Consider the following 18540-nt stretch of genomic DNA (forward strand, 5'->3'; position numbering starts at 1 on the left):
GTTATCCATCCGGGGTGGTTCTTGTCCTACTCAGGACCGCCTCTTCAAACGCCCTCAGCCGCGGTAGGGCGGCGGCACTGACGCTGGCGTGGATCGCTTCGGGAAAGTCACGAGGAAGGAGTTCAGTTACCCGGGTGAAGGCGCGTTCGCCACGCTCTGCGATATGCGCCATGGCCCCATTCACCACGCTGGCCGGCAGTTTGACCGCGGCGGCGGTCTGAAGGAAATGCCGCGGGTGAATTTGGTCTATCCGGTAGTTACGGTTCGTTCCCACTGCCATTGCCAGCTTCATCTGCTTGCGCGTGATCTGGTTCAAGTCGAGGCTCGGCTGAGCGGTTAGGATGTCGTAGAGCGGGGTCAGTTGGTAGCCGCCACCGGGCGCCAGAAACACGCTGAAATTCTTTGCGTGGCCGTCAGTCGCGCCTAGGATCCAGAACAACATCTGGGCGGCGAGGAAGGTCTTCTGGTCTTCTGCCGGCGTATCACTGCCTTTGAGGAGATTGAGGATTGCCGCCATGCCTGGCCCGCCCTCGTGTTGGTACTTGAGGGTCGGCGGCACAGAGAGGGCTTGGCAGCAGTCTTCCTGTGGAAGGCGGATGAGGCGTCCGCTCTCGGTCCAGCGTCGATCGAAGCGTTCGATGGCCAGCGCCTTGGTCTTGCCGAAGGTGGCAATGCGCGCCGTGTTGACGGGCAGGCCAAACGCTTCGGCCAGCGCCAGGCAGTAAAACTCGTTCTCGACGCTGTTGGTGAGGTCGATGCCGTTAGGCAGCGTGCCGATCTGCGTCTTGAAGATGTGTGTGGTGGGGGTGGTGCCGTGCGGTTTGAGCCACCGTCCGTCATGCCGGAGCAGGGCCGTCTTCTCCTGAGCGCCGGCGACAGAGATGCGGAAGTCATCATCGCGGCTCAAGCCGAGCGGAGCCTGTGCCAGGTTCTTGAGGAGTTTCTCAATCTCGCTGTCATCGACGGCTTCGCCGCTGATAGCTTCGATATCTGGTAAGTCATCGTCTCCGGCAATGAATTGCAGTGCGCCCACGCAGTCGCGGCCAATCCGCGCCAGCAGGCTGTAGGCGTCTATACCCCGCGCGCCGACTTTCTCGGCCACACGGCGGCGCAGCGCGTCCGAGTCAGGCAGCAGATTCTCGAAAACGGCGTTGACGGGTTCACCCCGGTAGGCATCTTCGCGCAAAGGCAGGGAGAGGGAGACCGGAAACGCGCCCCGCCGCGCAAGCCAGTCATCCTCGTAGCGGAAGCGAACGGCGCCGCTGGACTCTTTGCTGAGCTGGCCGACAAGGCGGTTGTTCAGATAGACCCGCAACGGCACGTGAAGGGGCCGCCGACCCATCAGCTGAGCAGGTCTTCTATTTCAGAGGAGGACCGCTTGGAGCGCGGCGCGACTTGGAACTCCAGGTCGAGGGCTGCCAGCAAAGCCAGCACGCTGTCAAGTCGGGCGGCTGGGTTCCCGCTCTCAATAATGGAAACGGAGGGCTGCCGCATACCGGCACGATCGCCAAGCGCGGCTTGGCTGAGGCCTTTCTGCTTGCGAGCGCGGCGGATGGCATTTCCGATTTGCTCAGGGGTACGGGCGAGGACCATGCTCGAATTATGCGTCAGCTTCTATATTTTGTAAATATGTGTTAGATCGAATATCCTGAACTTATCTGCTAAGTCGGATATACGCAATTTCCAAGGAAGCGCATAACAGATGCTCCCACGGGAACCCCCTTAATGCCTCGGCTGATCGCGTCGCGATATAGACGAGCAAGGCGCATTTGGGGCCGCGGCTCTCGAACCACCAATGGTGAGAGCCATCGATCTGCACGAGCTCGCCCAGACAGTCACGCCGACCGCGCGGCTGATGCAGTTGGCGCTTCCGCTCACGGCGCGAAGTCCAGATTCCGGCTTCCGTCATCCATTTGCGTAGTGTCTCGCGCGACACGACCAGGCCGTGGTTCGCCGCCAACTTCTCGGCCGCCAAGGTCGGCCCGAAGTCGACATAGCGTTCTCGAACCAACTGAACCGCCAGATCGCCGATGCCGGCGACATATCGGTGGTTCGACGGTCGGCCTCGAGCCTTGTGCCGAAGTGCTGCGGCGCCTTCGGCCCGGAACACCTTCAGCAGACGCTGGACCTGACGCGTCGTCATATCCAGGACATGCGCGGCCGAGACAACCGTCATGCGCCGCTCCAAAACCTTCGACAGCACCTCGATGCGTTGCAGCTCGCGCTCGCTCATCAAAATCAGTCCCAACCCGCCGTCTCCCTCGCTCATCGACGAGCAGGGCGACATTCCTACTTTGCGGAATCAAGACATTTCTATTTTGCGGCAATAACTATTTGCGGCATAACATACATTATGGAACCGAATATTGTCGTTTAGATTCAACTGGATAGAGAGTTGAGCTGGTCGCCGCCTGTAAGTCGTGCCCGACTGCCAAGTGAGGGCTGCCAGTATCTTCCTCGATCTCAGTGCTGCTGATGCCGACCTTTTTGGCGTCAGCGAAAAGCTTTTGTGTCAGCTCGGCGACTGAGATGACGCTCCTGCGGCCTTCCAGCTTGCTTTAATCATTGCTAATGCAACCCCTTGCTGCATTAATCCTCGATCATGCTAATTGGACGGGGAGTAACGATGGCCCAGATGATCCGGTTCGCGATCTTTGCGGTTTCGGCCGCTGTCGCCGGCTTGGCGTTTTTCGCCTTGCATTCCTTCTGGACTTGGACCGCGCCGCTCCTGATCATATCCGTCGGGTCCATGCTTGCCGAACATGCCTTCACCGTAAGCCAATGTAGAACAATCGTGAACCTAGACTTCCTTGTCCCCTTCGCCCCAATGGCACGCCAGTGGGTAGGACGCCAGTGGGTAGGGGAACATCGACCAGCATTTCATGGGCAAGGCGTCCAGCCCTTACGCGTACCGCGATGAAACAGCGTTCAGGAAGGCCGCCGCGCGCTCCCCGACGGACCCCTATGGCGTGGCTACAGGGCTCAAAGACGGGCGCCCGCCGACGTGACATGGGCATATCGGTCGCCGAACTTCGCTCGGCAGGGGCGCGCGTGAAACGAATTGGGACTAAAGCTAAAGAGGCTGCAAGATTTGTGACGGCGATGGCCAATGCTCGACGCCTGTTGATCATGCACCTCGTGCTCGACCGCGAATTGCCGGCTGAGGCGCTTCGAGAGCAACTGGGGCTTAGCTCGTCGGCACTGTCACAGCACATGGCCAAGTTACGCGCACTCGGCTTGGTCCGCGTCCGCCGCGACCGTGACAACATAGTTCACTATTCCTGTTGCAATGACTCGGCCCGCAAACTGCTTGCCATGCTGGACCACGCTTATGAAAGTGGCCCTTCGAAGCAAAACGCAGACTTGGGAATTCCAGATTGAGCCCTTGCGGACCCCGCATGAGGGACTGTTGAAGTCTATGCGGGAATCGACAGGGAAGGAAGCGAGTCATCCATTGGAATACCACCGGGCCTGTGCGGCGGCCTTCGTCAACCAATTGATGATGAGCGGCCCGGCTACCGAGGGGTTGATTTGGGCTTGAAGGTCCGCGACCGGGCCATGCCGGCGATCCCCCCGGGCAGAAGGATCATGAACTAATATTAGCAATAGCGCAAATACGAAACGGCGCCGGCATCGACGTCGCCAATATCGTAGCCCGATAGGATTCGTTCGATATCTGGCACCATAGGCTTACCGTGCCCTGGTCGCCCGCGAGATTTACAGGCCGGCTGTCAGACGCCGATAGGCAACCCGTGAGCATGCTTCACCTGGCCCAACGCAAAGCTGGATTCGATCGAGGCCACGCCGTCGAGCCTGGTGAGTTTCTGCTTCAGGAAGGTTTCATATGCCTCTAGATCCTTGACGACGACACGCAGCAAGAAATCCATTTTTCCGGTCATCAAATAACATTCGACGACTTCCGGCCAACGACGGACCGCGCTCGAAAAACCATCGAGCTCTTCCTCCCGTTGTCGCTCAAGCTTGACGGAAGCAAAGGCGCTAACGGGCAATCCAACCTTCACCTGATCAACGATTGCCACGTAGGCTCTGATCACGCCTGATTTTTCGAGCATCCGCACTCGGCGCGCGCAAGGCGATGGAGAGAGCCCGGCGATCTCGCTGAGATTTTCCGTTGTTGCGTGAGCATCCGACTGAAGTGCAGCCAGCAACTTTCGATCGATATCGTCAATCACACCTTTTGGCATAAGTTTTCGTTTCCCGCATGAAAATTGGCTGAGTCTGGCCGAAGCGGCTCTAGCTTATCGCGCTTTTAGCCGCAATCGCCCGCTGGATTTTCCTATCCTCGCCTCCTCTCGGTGGAGTTATAAAATGAACGATCCTCAACTCGCGTGCCTCAAGGAACTCGAAAGCAAGGTACTGTGGCTTTCCACATGGATGGTCCACAACGCCAACAACCTTCGGCCGAATGACGACGGGCTCAAAGTTGGAGGGCATCAGGCGTCGTCAGCATCGCTCACCACGCTCATGACTGCGCTATACTTCGCGGTATTGCATCCACAAGACAGGGTCGCGGTGAAACCGCATGCAAGTCCGGTCTTTCACGCCATCCAGTATCTCTTCGGCAACCAGACACGGTCGAAACTGGAATCCTTCCGCGCTTATGGAGGTGCGCAATCCTATCCATCACGGACGAAGGATACGGACGATGTCGACTTCTCGACCGGGTCTGTCGGACTGGGCGTCGCGCAAACCCTGTTTTCCTCATTGGTGCAGGATTACCTTCGAGCAAAAGGCATGGCCAAGGACCGTCCGGAAGGCCGCATGGTCGCGCTTATTGGCGACGCCGAGATGGATGAGGGTAACATTTTTGAGGCTCTTCTCGAGGGTTGGAAACACGGTCTGCGCAACACGTGGTGGATCGTTGATTACAATCGCCAAAGCTTGGACGCGGTCGTAAGGGAGGGCTTGTGGGAGCGCTTCGTCTCTCTGTTTCGCGATTTCGGCTGGGAGGTGGTAATCCTCAAATACGGCTCCCTGCTCGAGCAAGCCTTCGAGGAGCCTGGGGGCGAGGCTTTACGCGCCTGGATCGACAATTGCCCCAACCAGCTCTATTCGGCTCTGGCTTATCAAGGTGGGGGAGCGTGGCGCAGACGCCTGCTCGATGAGATCGGTGACCAGGGTCAAATCTCCAGGTTAATTGAAAACCGTTCGGACGAAGACCTTGCGCGCTTAATGACAAACCTTGGCGGTCATGATCTGCCCCTGTTGTTGAGGACCTTCGAAGAGGCCCGCAAGCATGACCGGCCGATCTGCTTTCTCGCCTACACGATCAAGGGATTCGGCCTGCCGCTGGCGGGCCACAAGGACAATCATGCAGGGTTGATGACCACCGCGCAGACGGAAGACCTGCGCGCTCGTCTTCGGATACGGCCGGGCTGCGAATGGGAATTGTTTGAAGGTCTTCAGCTCCCCGCCGCTGAGCTGGCTGCTTTCCTCAAGGAAGCTCCATTCAATGCCCGGCGCCGTGGCCGCCAGCAGGCACCGAAAATCGCTGTCCCTGAGGCGTTTGCCATCGAGGTGCAATCTCCTGTCTCCACACAGCACGGCTTTGGAATTCTCATGCACGAGGTCGCCAAGACGGAGACTGATCTGTCGAGACGGATCGTCACAACGTCGCCGGACGTCACCGTCTCAACCAATCTCGGCGCATGGGTCAATCGTCGGGGACTCTTTGCCCGGGAAGAGAAGGCGGATCTGTTCAAGAAGGAGCGGATCCCGTCGACCTTCAACTGGCAATTCTCACCCAAAGGCCAGCATATCGAACTCGGCATCGCCGAGATGAACTTGTTTATAAACCTCTCGGCTCTGGGGCTTTCCCATTCGATATTTGGCGAGCGGCTTTTGCCGATAGGGACCCTTTATGACCCGTTCATCGAACGTGGGCTCGATGCGCTGAACTACGCCTGCTACCAGGATGCGCGCTTCATTGTCGTTGCCACCCCTTCCGGTATCAGTTTGGCGCCTGAAGGCGGCGCCCATCAATCGATAGCAACTCCACTTATCGGCATGGCTCAGGATGGGCTCGCCAGCTTTGAGCCAGCCTTCGTCGACGAGCTTGCAACCGTTCTGCGATTTTCATTCGACTACATCCAGCGCGATGGAGACACCCAACCCGATCCCGTGACCTGGCTCAGGGATGCCACTGGAGGCTCGGTATATCTCAGACTGTCGACGCGGCCGATTGAACAACCCAAACGCGTCATTGACCAGACGCTGGCTGAAGACATCCTCAATGGAGGCTATTGGATGCGAAAGCCAGGGCCAAATGCCCAGATTGTGATCGCCTATACGGGAGCGGTTGCACCCGAAGCCATTGATGCAATTGGTTTGATCGCAGAGGATCGCCGCGATGTGGGCCTTTTGGCGGTGACGTCTGCCGATCGCCTGAATGCGGGATGGACGGCCGCGCAGCGCGCCAGGGAGCACGGCGTCGCCCAGGCGCAAAGCCCCGTTGAGCGACTGCTTGCCAGCGTCCCCTCACATTGTGGGCTCATCACCGTGCTTGATGGCCATCCTGCCACACTTGCTTGGCTCGGATCCGTCGAGGGTCACAAGACCCGTTCACTGGGCGTGGAGCATTTCGGCCAGTCGGGCACGATCGCGGACCTTTATCGGCACCATGGAATTGACGCGCAAAGCATCGCGCGAGCCGCGCAGTCGCTTTCACCTGGAAGGCCAATCCGACACCTACGAGCAGCCGTCTAACATCTCCGCTCTACAGGCGCGAAGGTGTCATTGGTCTAGCGCTCGCGCTCGTTGCGGTCACGCGGGTGCCTCTCTTGGATTTCCTGCTCCAATCCTGGCGTACGCTGCGCGGGTTGCTGGTGTGGATCCTGTCGTGGCGAACTCGGCTCCGGCAGCCCTCTTGGTTGACCCGCTATTTTCCTGGGCAATCCCGTCCTTTCACCAGCACGTAGATCGAGGGGATCAAGAGCTTGATGGGCGCCGCGCAGCCGATCCTCGTGGGCAACCTCCCGGCTGCGGACCACAGGCGCATTCCCTGAAATCGGCTCGTGCTTTGAGTTCGACGTGGTTTGAGGAGTTCGAGATCCGCTCTCAAACAACTGCGAAAGCTCGCCACTGCGAACTGGGATGTTGTGGTCAGCTTCGATGGCGGCAAGCTGTTGTTCCGAAATGCGGAGGTTTTCCCGGCGGACGGTCATCACTTCGCGCGCGGCTTCAACGACTTCGTTGAATTGTTTGCGCTCCCATGGCTCGACAGAGCGCTCAATATTCGCCAGAATAGTCGCTATCCGTTTTTCGTACGCCTCGAACTCAGGACGTGTCATTGCAAGCATGGCAGCTTCCTCGCCTCCAAAAAGTTCCCGAGCCAAAACGACTTTCGGATCGTTCCCGCCCGGTGTTTGCCGAGAGAATTCATTCGCAGTCGCGATCTGGGTGAAACGTGACGCGGCCCGGATTCGTTCGAGCTGACCTGCGGCGAACTCGGCCACCTTCTTTTCTTGGCTATCGCGCGCAAGTGCGCTCCATGCCTGACCAACCTCGGTCAAGTATGTGGTACTGCGGACGGACCTCGCCGCGTGACGGAGATTGGAACGCTTGGCTACATAGCGTGCCTGTGCCGGCCGGCTGGTGCCCTCATGCTCGCTTCTGCCGACATAGCTGACAGGACGCACCTGAGTACGAGCATAGGCCGGCGCACTTGCAAACTCGCGACGATCGGTCAGCTCCATGCGGATTCCGTGCTCCCGCGCCTTCTCAGCTATCAGTGAGCGCCATTCCCGAAACGCCCGGGGGCTCGTCTCGATGCGTTCTCCTGTCTCCGCACGCATGGTGACGATCGCGTGGGCGTGGACATGGGGCCGCTTGCCGCCCTGCCCCGCCACTTTTGGGTCGTCAGACGGATCGTGCATAGCATAAACATACCGATGCCCGGCGAATTGATCGCCAAGGAACTCCCGCACGGCATCTCGAAATGCCGCTTGATCGGTGCCCGCACGCGCCGAGGCGACCAGATGCATGACGTCGCGTCCTGTGCGGCTTTGCATCTGCTTGCGCCAGTCTTTCTGGACGAGCTCGCCGGCTTGTTTGACAGTCTCGATGTGGCTGTCCGTATCATCGCGGACCCGCCCTGCGAAGCGCTCCACCATTTGGCGAATCCGGCTCGTTGCGAAGGCGACGCCATTGCCGTGAGCATGGAACAGAACGCGTGCCTGGACGCTGCTGCCGATCTTGCTCCTGTTCAACCGTTCTTGGGCGATTGCCGCGGCCTTCGCGTCGCCGGTCAGGCGCTCGCCATCCGGCCCGCGCAGGAGCAGGACCCCCTGCACCCGCAAACGCTCGCCGTCCGCTTGCTCGATTGCATAAACGAACCGGCGCTCGCCGAAGGCGGCGCGCAGGACATGGCGAAGCATTTGGTCACGATCGCTATCGTTTGCCTTTGTGCTCACCGTCACCTGGAACAGACCAACGTCCCGGCTCGAGGCACGATTGTCAAAAAGATGCTCCCATTCGGTGCGAAGTTGCAGCAGGCCCGCCTTGCCGATGATCTGCTCGCCCTTGTCGGTTTCGACGGCCAGTTCGCCATTCCGGGAGACGTAGCTCACCATCGCACCCATACGCGCTCCACGACCATAGGACGTGAGCTTGACCACCGCAGGCTGGCTCCCTTGAGCCACGGCTGTGAACCGTTGACGCATCGATCGGTTCGGCGCGACAGCTCCGGTGCGACAGGAACGCAGGCTGGCGTTGTGGCCAGCGCGCGCCCTGTCCCCTCGCCTTGTCGTTTCGTCCGGTGCGAACGCCACCCCGCCCCTTCGCCGCCAGTCCCAGTCATGCGCGTCGCGCCCCCGCTGCATTTCATGAAGCAGGGCTGCGCGACGCCGTTCCCACTCCCGTTCGAAAGCCCCCAGGAAAAATTCCATTAGCCAGCTCCCGAGCGCCGCGCCGCGCCGGCGCGTTTCGTCATCTGGGACAGCTCTGCAGCGACCGTCAATGAAATGGCGCGGGCATCGTCGGCAGCTGCGGCGATATCCGAAACCGTGCTTAACCGCCCCGTGTTGAGCGCGCGTACGGCTTGATTGAGGGCATTGGCGACAGCACTCAGATCCGCAGCGAGGAGTTGTAGGATCGCGCGATCGGCATCATTGAGAAACGGGCGGATGCCCGCCCCCTCGCAGGCGAGCGTGCGGATGAAGGCGGACACTGACATGCCGGCGCCATTCGCGGCCGACTTAATAACGGCAAGCTCATCCGAGGCGAACCGGATATGCGCGACTCTCTCCCGCCTCGGCGGCCGTCTTGCGATAGCTGCGCCGGCTCTCGTCATTACGCTTCTGCCTTGTTCGCGGCCGAAGCCGCGGATCGAGGGCCCGTCCCTCGATCGTCAGAAAAAACGTATCACGTTTTTCCGTATCCTGCCAACCGAATTGACATTGAATTTCCCTGTTTACCCGCCATTTAGGTAATTCTCCTTGCCGTCTCGACTGTGTTTTTCTATATTGATGGAAATCCGTCTGTCCACTGGTCCACATTCGAACAGATCTGGATTCAAGTGGATGTAGGAACACACATTTATGAGGAGAGCTCGCTCATGCCGGTCGTGATCTCCGCCATCAATGGCAAGGGGGGCGCCGGCAAGACCACCGCCTTGATGAACATTGCTGGCGAGTACGCACTGCGCGGTTCAGCCGTGGCCATGGTCGACATGGACGGGAGAAGCAATCTGACCAGATGGTGGAGCGAGTGCCACGACAAGAACGCGCAGCCGGAAGGCATCAGCGTGTTCAGCCACAAGACCGCCAAGTCCTTGGACGCGTTCGTTGAGCGCCATGGCCACCGTTTCGATTACCTCCTCATCGACACGCCTGGAGAGGATATTTCCACGATCGATCCGGTGATTGGTTGGTCCGACCTGGTGATATCTCCTGTGCAGCCGTCTAAACGCGAGGTCCTTGGCGCGATCGACTGCTTTCACTCCGTACTCAGGATCAACGAGGCTCGCGCCAGCGCATGCCGGCATGGTGTTTTGAGAACCCGCATCTCGATGACGGTTCGCCAGACAGAGCTCTATCGCAAGATTAGGCCCATCATCGAGGACACGGTCGGAACGTATCTGTTTCGTACCGAGGTTATGGAGCGTAACGTGTACAAGGACATTCAAAACGGCATCGGCACTCTCCAGATGCAGACGCTGTCCGAGCCTGTCGCCAAAGCGCGGCGCGAGACCCAAGAGATCGTGAGCGAAATCGATGCGCTGCTGAGCTCCGGCGCCGAAGCGGGGCCCGCTTGATGAGCCGCAGGGATACCCTGCCGCTCGACGAGTTCGCGCTCGCTGCCAGGAAGCAAGCGGTGAGAGGTGATGAAGATCGTGGGTCGGATCTAGTCAGCACTGACCCTAACTCAGACCGCACGTCGCCGGACCGGAGCGACCTTCGACAGGAGGCCCGAAAAGCCTTGCGCCGGATGAAACGAGAGCGCGTTAAGGGGCAAAGCTGCTTTGTCAATGTGAACCTCGACCGGCCAACCAAGCGCCGGTTGAAACTGGCAGCCTTCCATGACGACACAACTATGCAGGCAATCGTGGAAGCGGCGATCGTCAAGTATTTGGACGAGCTAGGCCTATGACTCCAGCCACGGGTTTCTTCCTTGGCGGATCGGAATTTGATGTCAGCCCCTTCCCCTGCTAGACTCGCGGTCAAGTTGGCTCTGATTTTTCTCACATCGGGCAATTTGAGGTGGAAAGGCACGTCCTATCGACGTGCTTCCTCGACACGCACAGGAGCTGGCAAAAGCCCTCGAAATGGCAATCAAGGACCTCCAGAAGTACATTCACGAGCACGGACTCACCGAAACGGAAGACGCCGAATCCGAAAAGCCGGTCTACAGGAAACCCGGCTTCGAAGGCGTACGGAGCTTCGGCGATATGGAGAAGGCCTTCGGTCGGTTCGTGCGCGAACGCCGAGAAGCCAGGCGGCTCAATCGCGCCCAGATGGGAACCATGGTCGGCCTGCATGAGACTATCTTTGCACGCTATGAGCGGGCCTTTTCGAAGCTGCATGCCACGAGACTCGTTCATGTTTGCGAGATACTCGACTGCTCACCGATCGAAATGATCCATTTTGCTGCCCCGCATTTTTTTGGCCAGAACCGGCAAGAAGCTGACGATAAGCTGAAACTGATTTTGCGTGTGCTTGATATGCCGGCTTCGTCGGCATCAGGCCTGTTGAACCTTGTCGAGGGTCTCGCCGGGGCAAATGCCGGAGACGATCCGCGCGATCGATGATGCGATCGCCGCGCCCTATCCCCGATTCCCGGCCGGCGGCAACCTGCTCATGCCGGCCGCAACTGGCCCGGCCCGAAAGCCCGCTATTCGATCAAAGTTTTGAATCGGTCTCGAACCACCGATTCAAAAAATGCATTGGACGGTATTTGGCGAGCGCAGATAATCCAATGCATGAAGCACGCGACCCATCCACTATCCCTGCGCGCATAAACAGTGCCCGCACCATGGCGCGGTACTATGTCATGGCATTGCAACCCACGCTGTTCGGCGACGTGTCCTTGTACGGCAATGGGGCCGCATTGGCACACGTGGGCGTCAGAAAGTGGAATTTTTCGACGATGGCTGCAAGCAGCAGCGGCGCTGTGGCGGCTGGCCGCGCAAAAGTCCAATCGGGGATATTCGGGCAATCCCCGTGAGGTTTCCCCGGCAGGTGCGCCCGATCCGGCGTGCCAGCCGGTGCCGTTTGCCGGAAAGGGATCACAGGTGATCACCACGACCCCCGGCAGGAAATAAGTATGCAGGCGTGGCGCATCGATGCTGCGCGCAATTCCAGATGACCTCATGCCTCGCCTTTGCGCCAAGCGCCCCGGCCTGTTCGGGGGGCGCTGCGCGGTCGGTTGCCGTGCCAGCCATTGAGAACGGAACAGGGAAAACCTTTACCGTCCTTGTCCCCAACAGGTTGGCGCATTGGGCCGCTGAAGCGACGATCGTTGAGCTTGACGCCCCGGATCGTCGGGGACCCTGTTGGCTTGAGCGCCGTGGGTGACCCTTCGCCGACAAAGGGCTCGCGACCCGTCGGATGAGCAGGCTTGCGGTCGAGCTTGATCATCGCCGCCGGAGTTCTCGCCTTGTCCCTTCGCAGGATCGCGGCGCCCCGGGGAGCGCCGCGTCCAACGCCTGGCCGCCTCAGCGCGACCAGATGAGAGCGTATCCCTCGTCATTCTCGACCAGGCTCGCGTAGATCGGACCGGGGAAGCTTGGATCATCAAGCTTGACGGAGTGGTATTCTCGGCTGGTTTCCTTGGCCGTCTTCTTCCAGCCGGCGCCAATCTCGATGGTCCCTGCGAAGGCCCGAAGGTCGGGCGACTTATCGCTCTCCTTCTCGGCCGCGATCAGGCGGGCCTTGATGTTGAGGTTGAGCGTCTTGATAACACCGGCAAACGAACCGTCTTCGTTGCGAGTGAAAGTGCCGATCTGAGCCATGGGTTTTCTCCTTGCTGTATCAGGTCGCGACCATCGCGGCCTTGATGGCGGTCGCAGGGCACCGCGCGACCGGCCCGCACCCGTAGGGCTGGAACGCGGGTGGAAGGCAGCGCAGGGCCGAGCTTCTTGGCGCGCGAGGAAGCCGCGCGCAGCACGGCGGGGAAGAAGGTCGGCATGGGCTGTTGCGGGATCGAAGTCGGGCTGCGCAGCAGCTGGACGCGGTGTGAGATACGCCACCAAGAAAGGCCGTAGTGGGCGCTCCTCTGGTAACTGCGTGGAGCAGAGGACCCTCGGCGAGGCCAAAGCCGCCGCTGGCGATGCGATGTCCTATGTCCAGGCGCGATCGTGAGGCCCCGGCAAGTGTCGCGGTGATAAATGCGGGTCTCTCGGAGGGGCCGCGAAGGGATGGCTCAGTCCGGTGGCATTGAGGGCGCGGGCTGAAGATCGTGCAGGAAGGCGGCGGCTCGCTGTGCATGACCGGCAGCGGAAAAGATCGCCCGCTTGTCGTTGGCAAGGACCTGAAGCCAGGAGGCGAGGTAGCTCGCGTGATCCGGCCGCGGCTCGAGTTCCGGCGCGATGCCCAGATCCGCGCACAGGAAGCAGCTGCCAAGTTCGGCAATGAGCTCTTCCCGCGCCCGCTCGCTGCGATCCTTGACATATCGGCTGAGGTCGCGGTTCACCCGTTGCGGCGCCGATGTCCAATGTGTGGCCTCGTGGCTGAGCGTGGCGACATAGGCCGCCGCATCGCGGAAGGCTTGGAGCGGCGGCATCTGGATATGGTCGGTCGCAGGCGAAAAGTAAGCGCGATCGCCGCCGTGTCGGATGACCGCACCGGTGTTGGCAAAGAAGCGGTCGGCGTGAACGATACGCTCGACCGGCTCACGAACCGGCTCAACCCGCTCATAAAGGTGGTCGGACAGACCCTCGATCTGGCCGGCGTTGAAGACGCTGTAGGCTTTGAGAAACGGGATCTCGCGGTCGAACTCCTCGCCCGAGGCGTCGATTTGCGTCTTGGTGAGGCGGCCTGCGAAGACCACCAGGGTGCCCGACTCTCCCTTGCGCACCGCCCCGCCGAGCTCGAGCGCCTGCTTGAAGGTCATCCACATCGGGCTGGAGAAGCCCCGCGCAATTGCCTCTGACCACAGCAACAACACGTTCATGCCGTTGTAGGGCATGCCGTTATGCCGTACCGGTCGGGTCACCCGACCGACGGCGGTGGCGCAGTGCCATGGCTGCATCCAGGGGCGGACGCCCCTCTCGAGATCGGCGACAATCCGATCGGTGATCCGCGCATAGATGTCGACGCGCGGCCCTCTTCCTTCTTTTCTGCTCATCTCTCTGAACCTCTGGTTTTGGAGGCCGCGCCGATCGCGGCCCCGTCACGGTCCGCCGGTGGCGAAGGAAGACGGGCAGCGCACCCGCAGGGCCATAGCGCCAGCGAAGGACGGCGCAGCCGTTGCGCTGACTGTCTTGCTGCGCCAGGACCGCGGGGAAAGACGGGGCGCGAAAGAGGCGGCGCTGGGCGCCGCCTCGATACGTCTCGCAAGAAGGGTCGGCTCAGCGAATCGCACGGCCGCCCCGGTAGGGATCGTATTCGCAGAGGATTTCGACCTCTGCGTCATCGAGCTCGTCGGCGGGCAGGATGCCGAATTCGGCGTCGACCTGGAAGAGAACGACTGGGGCCATGAGGGTGCGGGCGAGGTGCCAGGCGGCCTTCTGGGCAAGAGTGAGATCGTGCGACATCTGAGGGCTCCATCTTGGAGCGGGCCAATCCCCGCTCAATGGCTGCGTCGGGGTGCGGCGGCGGGCGCGATCATCGCGAAGGCGACAGCCGAGCGGCCGCAGCTTGCTAGCGGACCCCTTGCGGGTTGATCGTGGAAGACCGCGCCGCACCAGGAAAGCCATCACGAAAGAGCGGGATTGGATTGCTCAAGTCCGGGCCGGCAGTGCTCGGTCGCATCCGATGTCACTGGCCTGAAGGCGGCTCCATGGATCGGCAGCGTGACCGCGGCGGCCATTCTGTCGGACATTTGGCGCGGCCGGGAGACCTGCCGGACCCAAGCTGAGCAGCGTTGGGATTGCGGCGGCAACGTGATCTCTCAACGGCTGTGTAGTGCCTGACCCATCTTTATCGATCCTTGAGGCAAATCCGCATGCGCCACCAACACTCGAGCCAACGGGTCGCCCTAGGACCATCCGTTGAGTTGGCGGGTCCCGGGTTCAGTAGACCTCCCCCGCCGAGGCAGGCGGGAGAAGTTGGGGCGCGGCAAGCGACGAGCGGGGCAGAGCCCCGCCCTGAAGGCGCCTACCCGAGAGCTGCCATCTGCAGCTCGGCCGCCTTGCGGTCGACTGTGGGGCCAGAGTTCTCGACCGACCGCTCGAAAGGCTTCCAGACCTCGCCAACAACGTGCTCGTAGGCGATGATGGCCCCCTCGGCGGCCATGCGCAAAGCGTGGGCCTGGAGTGCCATGTCCGCAGCGAACTCCCGCTGGCGCTGGGCGGCGCTGTCGAAACCAACGGGACCACCGACATCTTCGTCCCGATCGTCACAGGCGGACTTGGCTGTTGCGTCGCGAGCTTGGGAGACCGCCCGGCTGTAGAACTGGCCGGAGCCGTAGGCGGACCCGACGAAGGCCCCGACGACGCGCTGCAGGTGGATCTGCATGGCGCGCTCGCCAAGCCCCTCGTCCAGCGCTGCTGCGGTGTCGACGATCAGCTTTTCGTGCAGGTCGCGGATGCCGTCGCTGTCGAGGACAGGCAGGCCGAAGCTCTCGGAAACGAGAGAGCACTGCGCGGCATCGGGGCAGGCGAACCGCACCATCTGCAAGGTGGTTGCCTTGCGCAGCGGCACCACGCGAGCGGTAGAGCGAGGATTGGCAGCTTTCTTGATCATGACACGTCCTTTCTTCGGTTTCCGAAGCGCAGACCGGCTCCGTGCCGGCCCGCCCTCGGGCGCGGACCCACAGAACCGGCCGAGCGACGTTCGCTTCAAGGTCCGGGGGGACCGAGGCGAGCAGGGCAGGTTTGCGGCCAAGCAGGGCTCCTTCCCAGCCCTCGCGCGGGACGCGGGGCTGCTATGCCGAGACTGGATCGGCCCGGCCGCGGGGCGGCGCGGAACGCGGCCTTGAAGTGAACGACCGCCGGTTCAGGACCGCCTCAAGCCCGGGGAGGACCGGCACGGGCCTGGTTATCGAAACGGAAAGGGAAGGACAGGCGCGCAAGACCATTTGCCAGACCAGCGGACTGGACCTGTCCCATCGTTGACGCGGTCACCCTTACCAAGACGGTGCCGGTGTGCTTGACGGATGCGGTATCGCTGGCAGCGAGCACGGGCTCGCGCTAAGAACAGCATCGCCCCACCTGCTCGCAGATATCGCCGCCTCGCCCTGCAGGTCGACAACTCTTGGCGATTGCTTGTCCGCCGCGCAGCTAGCCGCGGCAACGCGTCAAGCTCCGGCTGCCGCTCCGCCAGGAAGGGTGTGAACGGGGCGCGCAACGCCGCCTCGACGGCGGGCCTAATCCGACGAGACGCTGTGGTCACACAATCGGATAGCCAAGCTCCAAAGCCATGCTTGGCGGCTGCGCGACGCGGGGCCGATATGAACGAGTTCGACATAGTCGCCGGGCCGGTCGAAGACCCGCATCGATCTCGGGGCGCTCGATGGCGGTGGAGCGCAGAGCTGGGCCTGGCGAACAGTGCGGCGGACCCGGATCGCGACGACTCCGCGGCTCATGGCCGGCTTCATGCAGGCACATCCCCTATGGCTCACCATCTTCTTCGGCCCTTCCGGACAGCTTCCTGCGGCTGCCACCGCGACCGGAGGGGTCAAGACCGCTCCTCCCCTCCTTTTGCGCCTTCATGTCAGGTCGGCATTCCAGTCGTCTAATTCCGGGCGCAGCCGCTCGGCGCTGCATCCGACCGCCTCGGCGAGCGCTAGAACCCTGCCGGCATAGACCTCGCCCTGGGCATTGTTGTCGGTGGCGGCGACGAGTTTGACACCTGCCCTAACAGCAAGCGCGTGGATCGCTGCGTGCGTGCCCGGCGACCAGCCACCGGCCGTGCTGAGGTACAGGGTGTCGGGACGAAGCTGTTCCAGCGCAGCGAGACTTAGGGCGTCGATAGCCGCCTCGGTGACGCAGAGGCGGGACGCCTCCGGGCGGCCGAAGCGGAACAGTACCTTGGCCCCGGCGGTGGCAAAGCCGCGCCAGTGCGGTCCCCGTTCTTCCCAGCCGGTGACGGAGCCGTCTGCATCAGTGTGCGCCGCCCACATGCTGCCATGCGGCCCCTCGCGCAGGAGACCGGCGATGATCGCGCCGCGCAGAATCGGCTCGGGGAGATGGCGACGGTCTCGCAGGTAGCGCCAAGTCGCCGATCCGAGCCATGGCTTGCGCCGGGCCTGCCAGCGATCCGCTATCGACGGTTCGGGCTGCCGCTGACGGAAGCTGCGCTGCCACACCGGTGTGGTAGCCGCGACACCAACGAGGTCCGCGACTTCGTTGATCGCCTTGACGAAGGGGATGCCCTCGAGATGCTCAAGCAGGCCGAAGACATCTCCCTTGGCATCCGAGAGCGGGTCGAACCAGCCCTTGCCCTCGTGGATCACAATGATTATCGATGCGTCGCGGCGATATTTCATCGCCTTGCGCGTGCTTTCCTTGAGATCGAGGGCGAAGCCCGCGTGTTCAAGCACGGCGGCGCAGGGCACCTTGTCCTTCAGCTCTTCAAGCTTTACTTTTTCCATCTTCGCTCGCGCACCTTGTCGCGCTCCCTGTTTCGAGTCCGCCCAATATTCTCTGGACAGGGACCGGAGGCCGCGAAGAGCAAGGCAGGCAAGGGCGCGGGCGTGATGCGCATTTGTGCCGGGTTTGCGAGGCAGACGAGACCGCGGCGCCGCTTCCCTTGCCGGGCGCAGCACGCAAGCGGCAGCGATGACCAATGATTTCGGCAGCACTCCTGGTCAGCAACCGCTGCACACTGACTGGCGATGTCTGTTTTCGCCGCAGTGCGATCCGTGGCTCCTGAGCGGCCACCTTGGCGTAGCGCGGCAACCCGGCCCTATCCTCGCGCTACCGGGTGCTGGCGCGCAGCGCTACCCTGTAGACGCGCCCCATTAGGGCCGACGCGGCTGCCCGGCATATTCTTGATTCCTAATGGAACAAAGAGCGCCAAGTCAGATTTGAAAAGGTCCGCTGGCTTTGGAGCCGCGGGTGGCTGCCCTCCGCCAGGGCCGGCCGGGGTGCGCCGTCAGGCGCAGGCCACACGACGACAGGATTACACCCATGAAACGTCTCCCCCTTTTTCTGCTCAGTTTCGGCGCCATGATGATCCCCACAACACTGCTGGGTGCGGCACAATGGGAGGGCTTTGGCATCAAGCATCTCGGATTCGTATTCGACGTTCCCCCGGGGTTTGTACTTGCCCAACGCACCGATCAAGGGGCAGCCTTCGAAGGCCGACACAAAGCATTTCTTGCCGTCTGGGGGGCGCAACTCGGCAAGGCAAGCTTTCGCACCGAGATCGAGCATCGCATTGCCGTGAACGAGAACGACGGATGGAAGGTGACCTATAAGCGAGTGACGCCGCAATGGGCCAGCTATTCAGGAGTGAAGGAGGGTCAGATCCTTTATGTCCGGGCTATCGCGATTTGCGGGAACAGAGCTGCATTGTTTACCGTCAACTATGCTCGCACCGAGAAGGTTCCTTATGATCCGCTTATCATTCGCATGGTCAAATCACTGAAGGTCCAGGGCTGCTGAGGGCCGGTTACATTGGCGCGCCAGCCGAATTGGGTTTAGGACACAGGCGGCTCGCTTCTGTGTTGAACCATGCAGAACGTCAGCGACCTGGTTGTTCCGTCGCAATGCGCAGCACTGACGCCTCGGCCGCTGCTCAAGCTCAAGCGGATCGGCTACGCGCTGCCAGCGGGGTCCAGCGAGGTCGATCACCTCGGGCTCGCCAGCGGCCACCGGATGCAAGGGCAGCCGTAGGAGCGTCAGCCCTTGCGGCGCCGCAGGCGCGACGCGGGACCGACTGCAACGACGAGACCGGTTAAAAGGGTAGCCTAAGGAGC

At 61.5% G+C, this 18540-nt stretch carries 18 protein-coding genes and 1 pseudogene; 8 read left to right on the plus strand and 11 right to left on the minus strand.

All coding sequences use genetic code 11. The annotated features are described in order from the left end of the window. Window position 1: 1 nt before the first annotated feature. The 3 genes and pseudogenes from LB555_RS01275 to LB555_RS01285 all read right to left on the minus strand — a co-directional run. Complete coding sequence (locus tag LB555_RS01275) at window positions 2–1321, minus strand: type II toxin-antitoxin system HipA family toxin (RefSeq protein ID WP_411970737.1); 1320 nt, start codon at window positions 1319–1321, stop codon at window positions 2–4. 20 nt (window positions 1322–1341) lie between these two features. After that, complete coding sequence (locus LB555_RS01280) at window positions 1342–1593, minus strand: helix-turn-helix domain-containing protein (protein ID WP_140620410.1); 252 nt, start codon at window positions 1591–1593, stop codon at window positions 1342–1344. Between the two features lie 154 nt (window positions 1594–1747). Then, window positions 1748–2248 (minus strand): annotated as a pseudogene (locus tag LB555_RS01285) (helix-turn-helix domain-containing protein); the annotation flags it as partial. Between the two features lie 761 nt (window positions 2249–3009). On the opposite strand from LB555_RS01285, the gene LB555_RS01290 reads away from it, so the two are divergent. Then, window positions 3010–3381 (plus strand): ArsR/SmtB family transcription factor, encoded by a 372-nt coding sequence (locus LB555_RS01290; RefSeq protein ID WP_140877486.1) that lies wholly within the window; start codon window positions 3010–3012, stop codon window positions 3379–3381. 350 nt (window positions 3382–3731) lie between these two features. Here the strand turns inward: LB555_RS01290 and LB555_RS01295 are convergent, their stop codons facing one another. After that, window positions 3732–4205 carry an Lrp/AsnC family transcriptional regulator gene (locus tag LB555_RS01295; protein WP_140877484.1) on the minus strand — a complete coding sequence of 158 codons (474 nt, stop codon included), beginning with the start codon at window positions 4203–4205 and terminating at the stop codon, window positions 3732–3734. Between the two features lie 124 nt (window positions 4206–4329). Between LB555_RS01295 and LB555_RS01300 the strand changes: the two genes are divergently transcribed. Then, window positions 4330–6726, plus strand: a complete 2397-nt coding sequence (locus tag LB555_RS01300) for a 1-deoxy-D-xylulose-5-phosphate synthase N-terminal domain-containing protein (protein ID WP_140877482.1) — start codon at window positions 4330–4332, stop codon at window positions 6724–6726. Window positions 6727–6761: 35 nt separating this feature from the next. Here the strand turns inward: LB555_RS01300 and LB555_RS01305 are convergent, their stop codons facing one another. Next, entirely contained in the window at window positions 6762–8906 is a 2145-nt protein-coding gene (locus LB555_RS01305; RefSeq protein WP_140877480.1) for a relaxase/mobilization nuclease domain-containing protein, read from the minus strand. Next, entirely contained in the window at window positions 8906–9310 is a 405-nt protein-coding gene (locus LB555_RS01310) for a plasmid mobilization protein (protein ID WP_140877478.1), read from the minus strand. Before LB555_RS01310 ends, LB555_RS01305 begins: the two co-directional genes overlap by 1 nt. Before the next feature lie 264 nt (window positions 9311–9574). Here LB555_RS01310 and LB555_RS01315 point away from each other — a divergent pair, with 264 nt between their 5' ends. From LB555_RS01315 to LB555_RS01330, 4 genes are all read left to right on the plus strand, one after another. Next, complete coding sequence (locus LB555_RS01315) at window positions 9575–10273, plus strand: ParA family protein (protein ID WP_140877476.1); 699 nt, start codon at window positions 9575–9577, stop codon at window positions 10271–10273. Continuing rightward, complete coding sequence (locus LB555_RS01320) at window positions 10273–10608, plus strand: hypothetical protein (protein ID WP_224682173.1); 336 nt, start codon at window positions 10273–10275, stop codon at window positions 10606–10608. The genes LB555_RS01315 and LB555_RS01320 overlap by 1 nt, the downstream gene beginning before the upstream one ends. Window positions 10609–10783: 175 nt before the next feature. Further along, window positions 10784–11266, plus strand: coding sequence for a helix-turn-helix domain-containing protein (locus LB555_RS01325; RefSeq protein ID WP_140877472.1), 483 nt, complete (start codon window positions 10784–10786; stop codon window positions 11264–11266). A gap of 298 nt (window positions 11267–11564) precedes the next feature. Then, on the plus strand, window positions 11565–11753 hold the full coding sequence (locus LB555_RS01330; protein WP_224682239.1) for a hypothetical protein: 189 nt from the start codon (window positions 11565–11567) through the stop codon (window positions 11751–11753). Window positions 11754–12172: 419 nt separating this feature from the next. On the opposite strand, the gene LB555_RS01335 is transcribed toward LB555_RS01330, so the two are convergent. The 5 genes from LB555_RS01335 to LB555_RS01355 form a co-directional block, all read right to left on the minus strand. Then, window positions 12173–12469, minus strand: a complete 297-nt coding sequence (locus tag LB555_RS01335) for a DUF736 domain-containing protein (RefSeq protein WP_140877470.1) — start codon at window positions 12467–12469, stop codon at window positions 12173–12175. Window positions 12470–12879: 410 nt separating this feature from the next. Continuing rightward, window positions 12880–13803: an ArdC family protein gene (locus tag LB555_RS01340; RefSeq protein ID WP_140877468.1), complete on the minus strand. Its 924-nt coding sequence runs from the start codon at window positions 13801–13803 to the stop codon at window positions 12880–12882. 223 nt (window positions 13804–14026) lie between these two features. After that, on the minus strand, window positions 14027–14212 hold the full coding sequence (locus LB555_RS01345) for a hypothetical protein (RefSeq protein ID WP_140620436.1): 186 nt from the start codon (window positions 14210–14212) through the stop codon (window positions 14027–14029). Between the two features lie 562 nt (window positions 14213–14774). Next, on the minus strand, window positions 14775–15362 hold the full coding sequence (locus tag LB555_RS01350) for a hypothetical protein (protein ID WP_140877466.1): 588 nt from the start codon (window positions 15360–15362) through the stop codon (window positions 14775–14777). A 964-nt stretch (window positions 15363–16326) separates the two neighbouring features. After that, window positions 16327–17211 carry a DUF3991 and toprim domain-containing protein gene (locus tag LB555_RS01355; RefSeq protein ID WP_140877464.1) on the minus strand — a complete coding sequence of 295 codons (885 nt, stop codon included), beginning with the start codon at window positions 17209–17211 and terminating at the stop codon, window positions 16327–16329. 538 nt (window positions 17212–17749) lie between these two features. Here LB555_RS01355 and LB555_RS01360 point away from each other — a divergent pair. Then, on the plus strand, window positions 17750–18226 hold the full coding sequence (locus LB555_RS01360) for a hypothetical protein (protein WP_140877462.1): 477 nt from the start codon (window positions 17750–17752) through the stop codon (window positions 18224–18226). 69 nt (window positions 18227–18295) lie between these two features. After that, complete coding sequence (locus LB555_RS01365; protein ID WP_181174058.1) at window positions 18296–18457, plus strand: hypothetical protein; 162 nt, start codon at window positions 18296–18298, stop codon at window positions 18455–18457. The last annotated feature ends 83 nt before the right edge of the window (window positions 18458–18540 follow it).

This window comes from Mesorhizobium sp. BR-1-1-10, from assembly GCF_020165595.1.
Lineage (GTDB): Bacteria > Pseudomonadota > Alphaproteobacteria > Rhizobiales > Rhizobiaceae > Mesorhizobium > Mesorhizobium australicum.

Bases quoted from the DNA above. Each gene is read 5' to 3' on its own strand.
- LB555_RS01280 (WP_140620410.1), bottom strand. From the start codon at position 1,593: ATGGTCCTCGCCCGTACCCCTGAGCAAATCGGAAATGCCATCCGCCGC.
- LB555_RS01290 (WP_140877486.1), top strand. From the start codon at position 3,010: ATGGGCATATCGGTCGCCGAACTTCGCTCGGCAGGGGCGCGCGTGAAA.
- LB555_RS01295 (WP_140877484.1), bottom strand. From the start codon at position 4,205: ATGCCAAAAGGTGTGATTGACGATATCGATCGAAAGTTGCTGGCTGCA.
- LB555_RS01300 (WP_140877482.1), top strand. From the start codon at position 4,330: ATGAACGATCCTCAACTCGCGTGCCTCAAGGAACTCGAAAGCAAGGTA.
- LB555_RS01305 (WP_140877480.1), bottom strand. From the start codon at position 8,906: ATGGAATTTTTCCTGGGGGCTTTCGAACGGGAGTGGGAACGGCGTCGC.
- LB555_RS01310 (WP_140877478.1), bottom strand. From the start codon at position 9,310: ATGACGAGAGCCGGCGCAGCTATCGCAAGACGGCCGCCGAGGCGGGAG.
- LB555_RS01315 (WP_140877476.1), top strand. From the start codon at position 9,575: ATGCCGGTCGTGATCTCCGCCATCAATGGCAAGGGGGGCGCCGGCAAG.
- LB555_RS01320 (WP_224682173.1), top strand. From the start codon at position 10,273: ATGAGCCGCAGGGATACCCTGCCGCTCGACGAGTTCGCGCTCGCTGCC.
- LB555_RS01325 (WP_140877472.1), top strand. From the start codon at position 10,784: ATGGCAATCAAGGACCTCCAGAAGTACATTCACGAGCACGGACTCACC.
- LB555_RS01335 (WP_140877470.1), bottom strand. From the start codon at position 12,469: ATGGCTCAGATCGGCACTTTCACTCGCAACGAAGACGGTTCGTTTGCC.
- LB555_RS01340 (WP_140877468.1), bottom strand. From the start codon at position 13,803: ATGAGCAGAAAAGAAGGAAGAGGGCCGCGCGTCGACATCTATGCGCGG.
- LB555_RS01345 (WP_140620436.1), bottom strand. From the start codon at position 14,212: ATGTCGCACGATCTCACTCTTGCCCAGAAGGCCGCCTGGCACCTCGCC.
- LB555_RS01350 (WP_140877466.1), bottom strand. From the start codon at position 15,362: ATGATCAAGAAAGCTGCCAATCCTCGCTCTACCGCTCGCGTGGTGCCG.
- LB555_RS01355 (WP_140877464.1), bottom strand. From the start codon at position 17,211: ATGGAAAAAGTAAAGCTTGAAGAGCTGAAGGACAAGGTGCCCTGCGCC.
- LB555_RS01360 (WP_140877462.1), top strand. From the start codon at position 17,750: ATGAAACGTCTCCCCCTTTTTCTGCTCAGTTTCGGCGCCATGATGATC.
- LB555_RS01365 (WP_181174058.1), top strand. From the start codon at position 18,296: ATGCAGAACGTCAGCGACCTGGTTGTTCCGTCGCAATGCGCAGCACTG.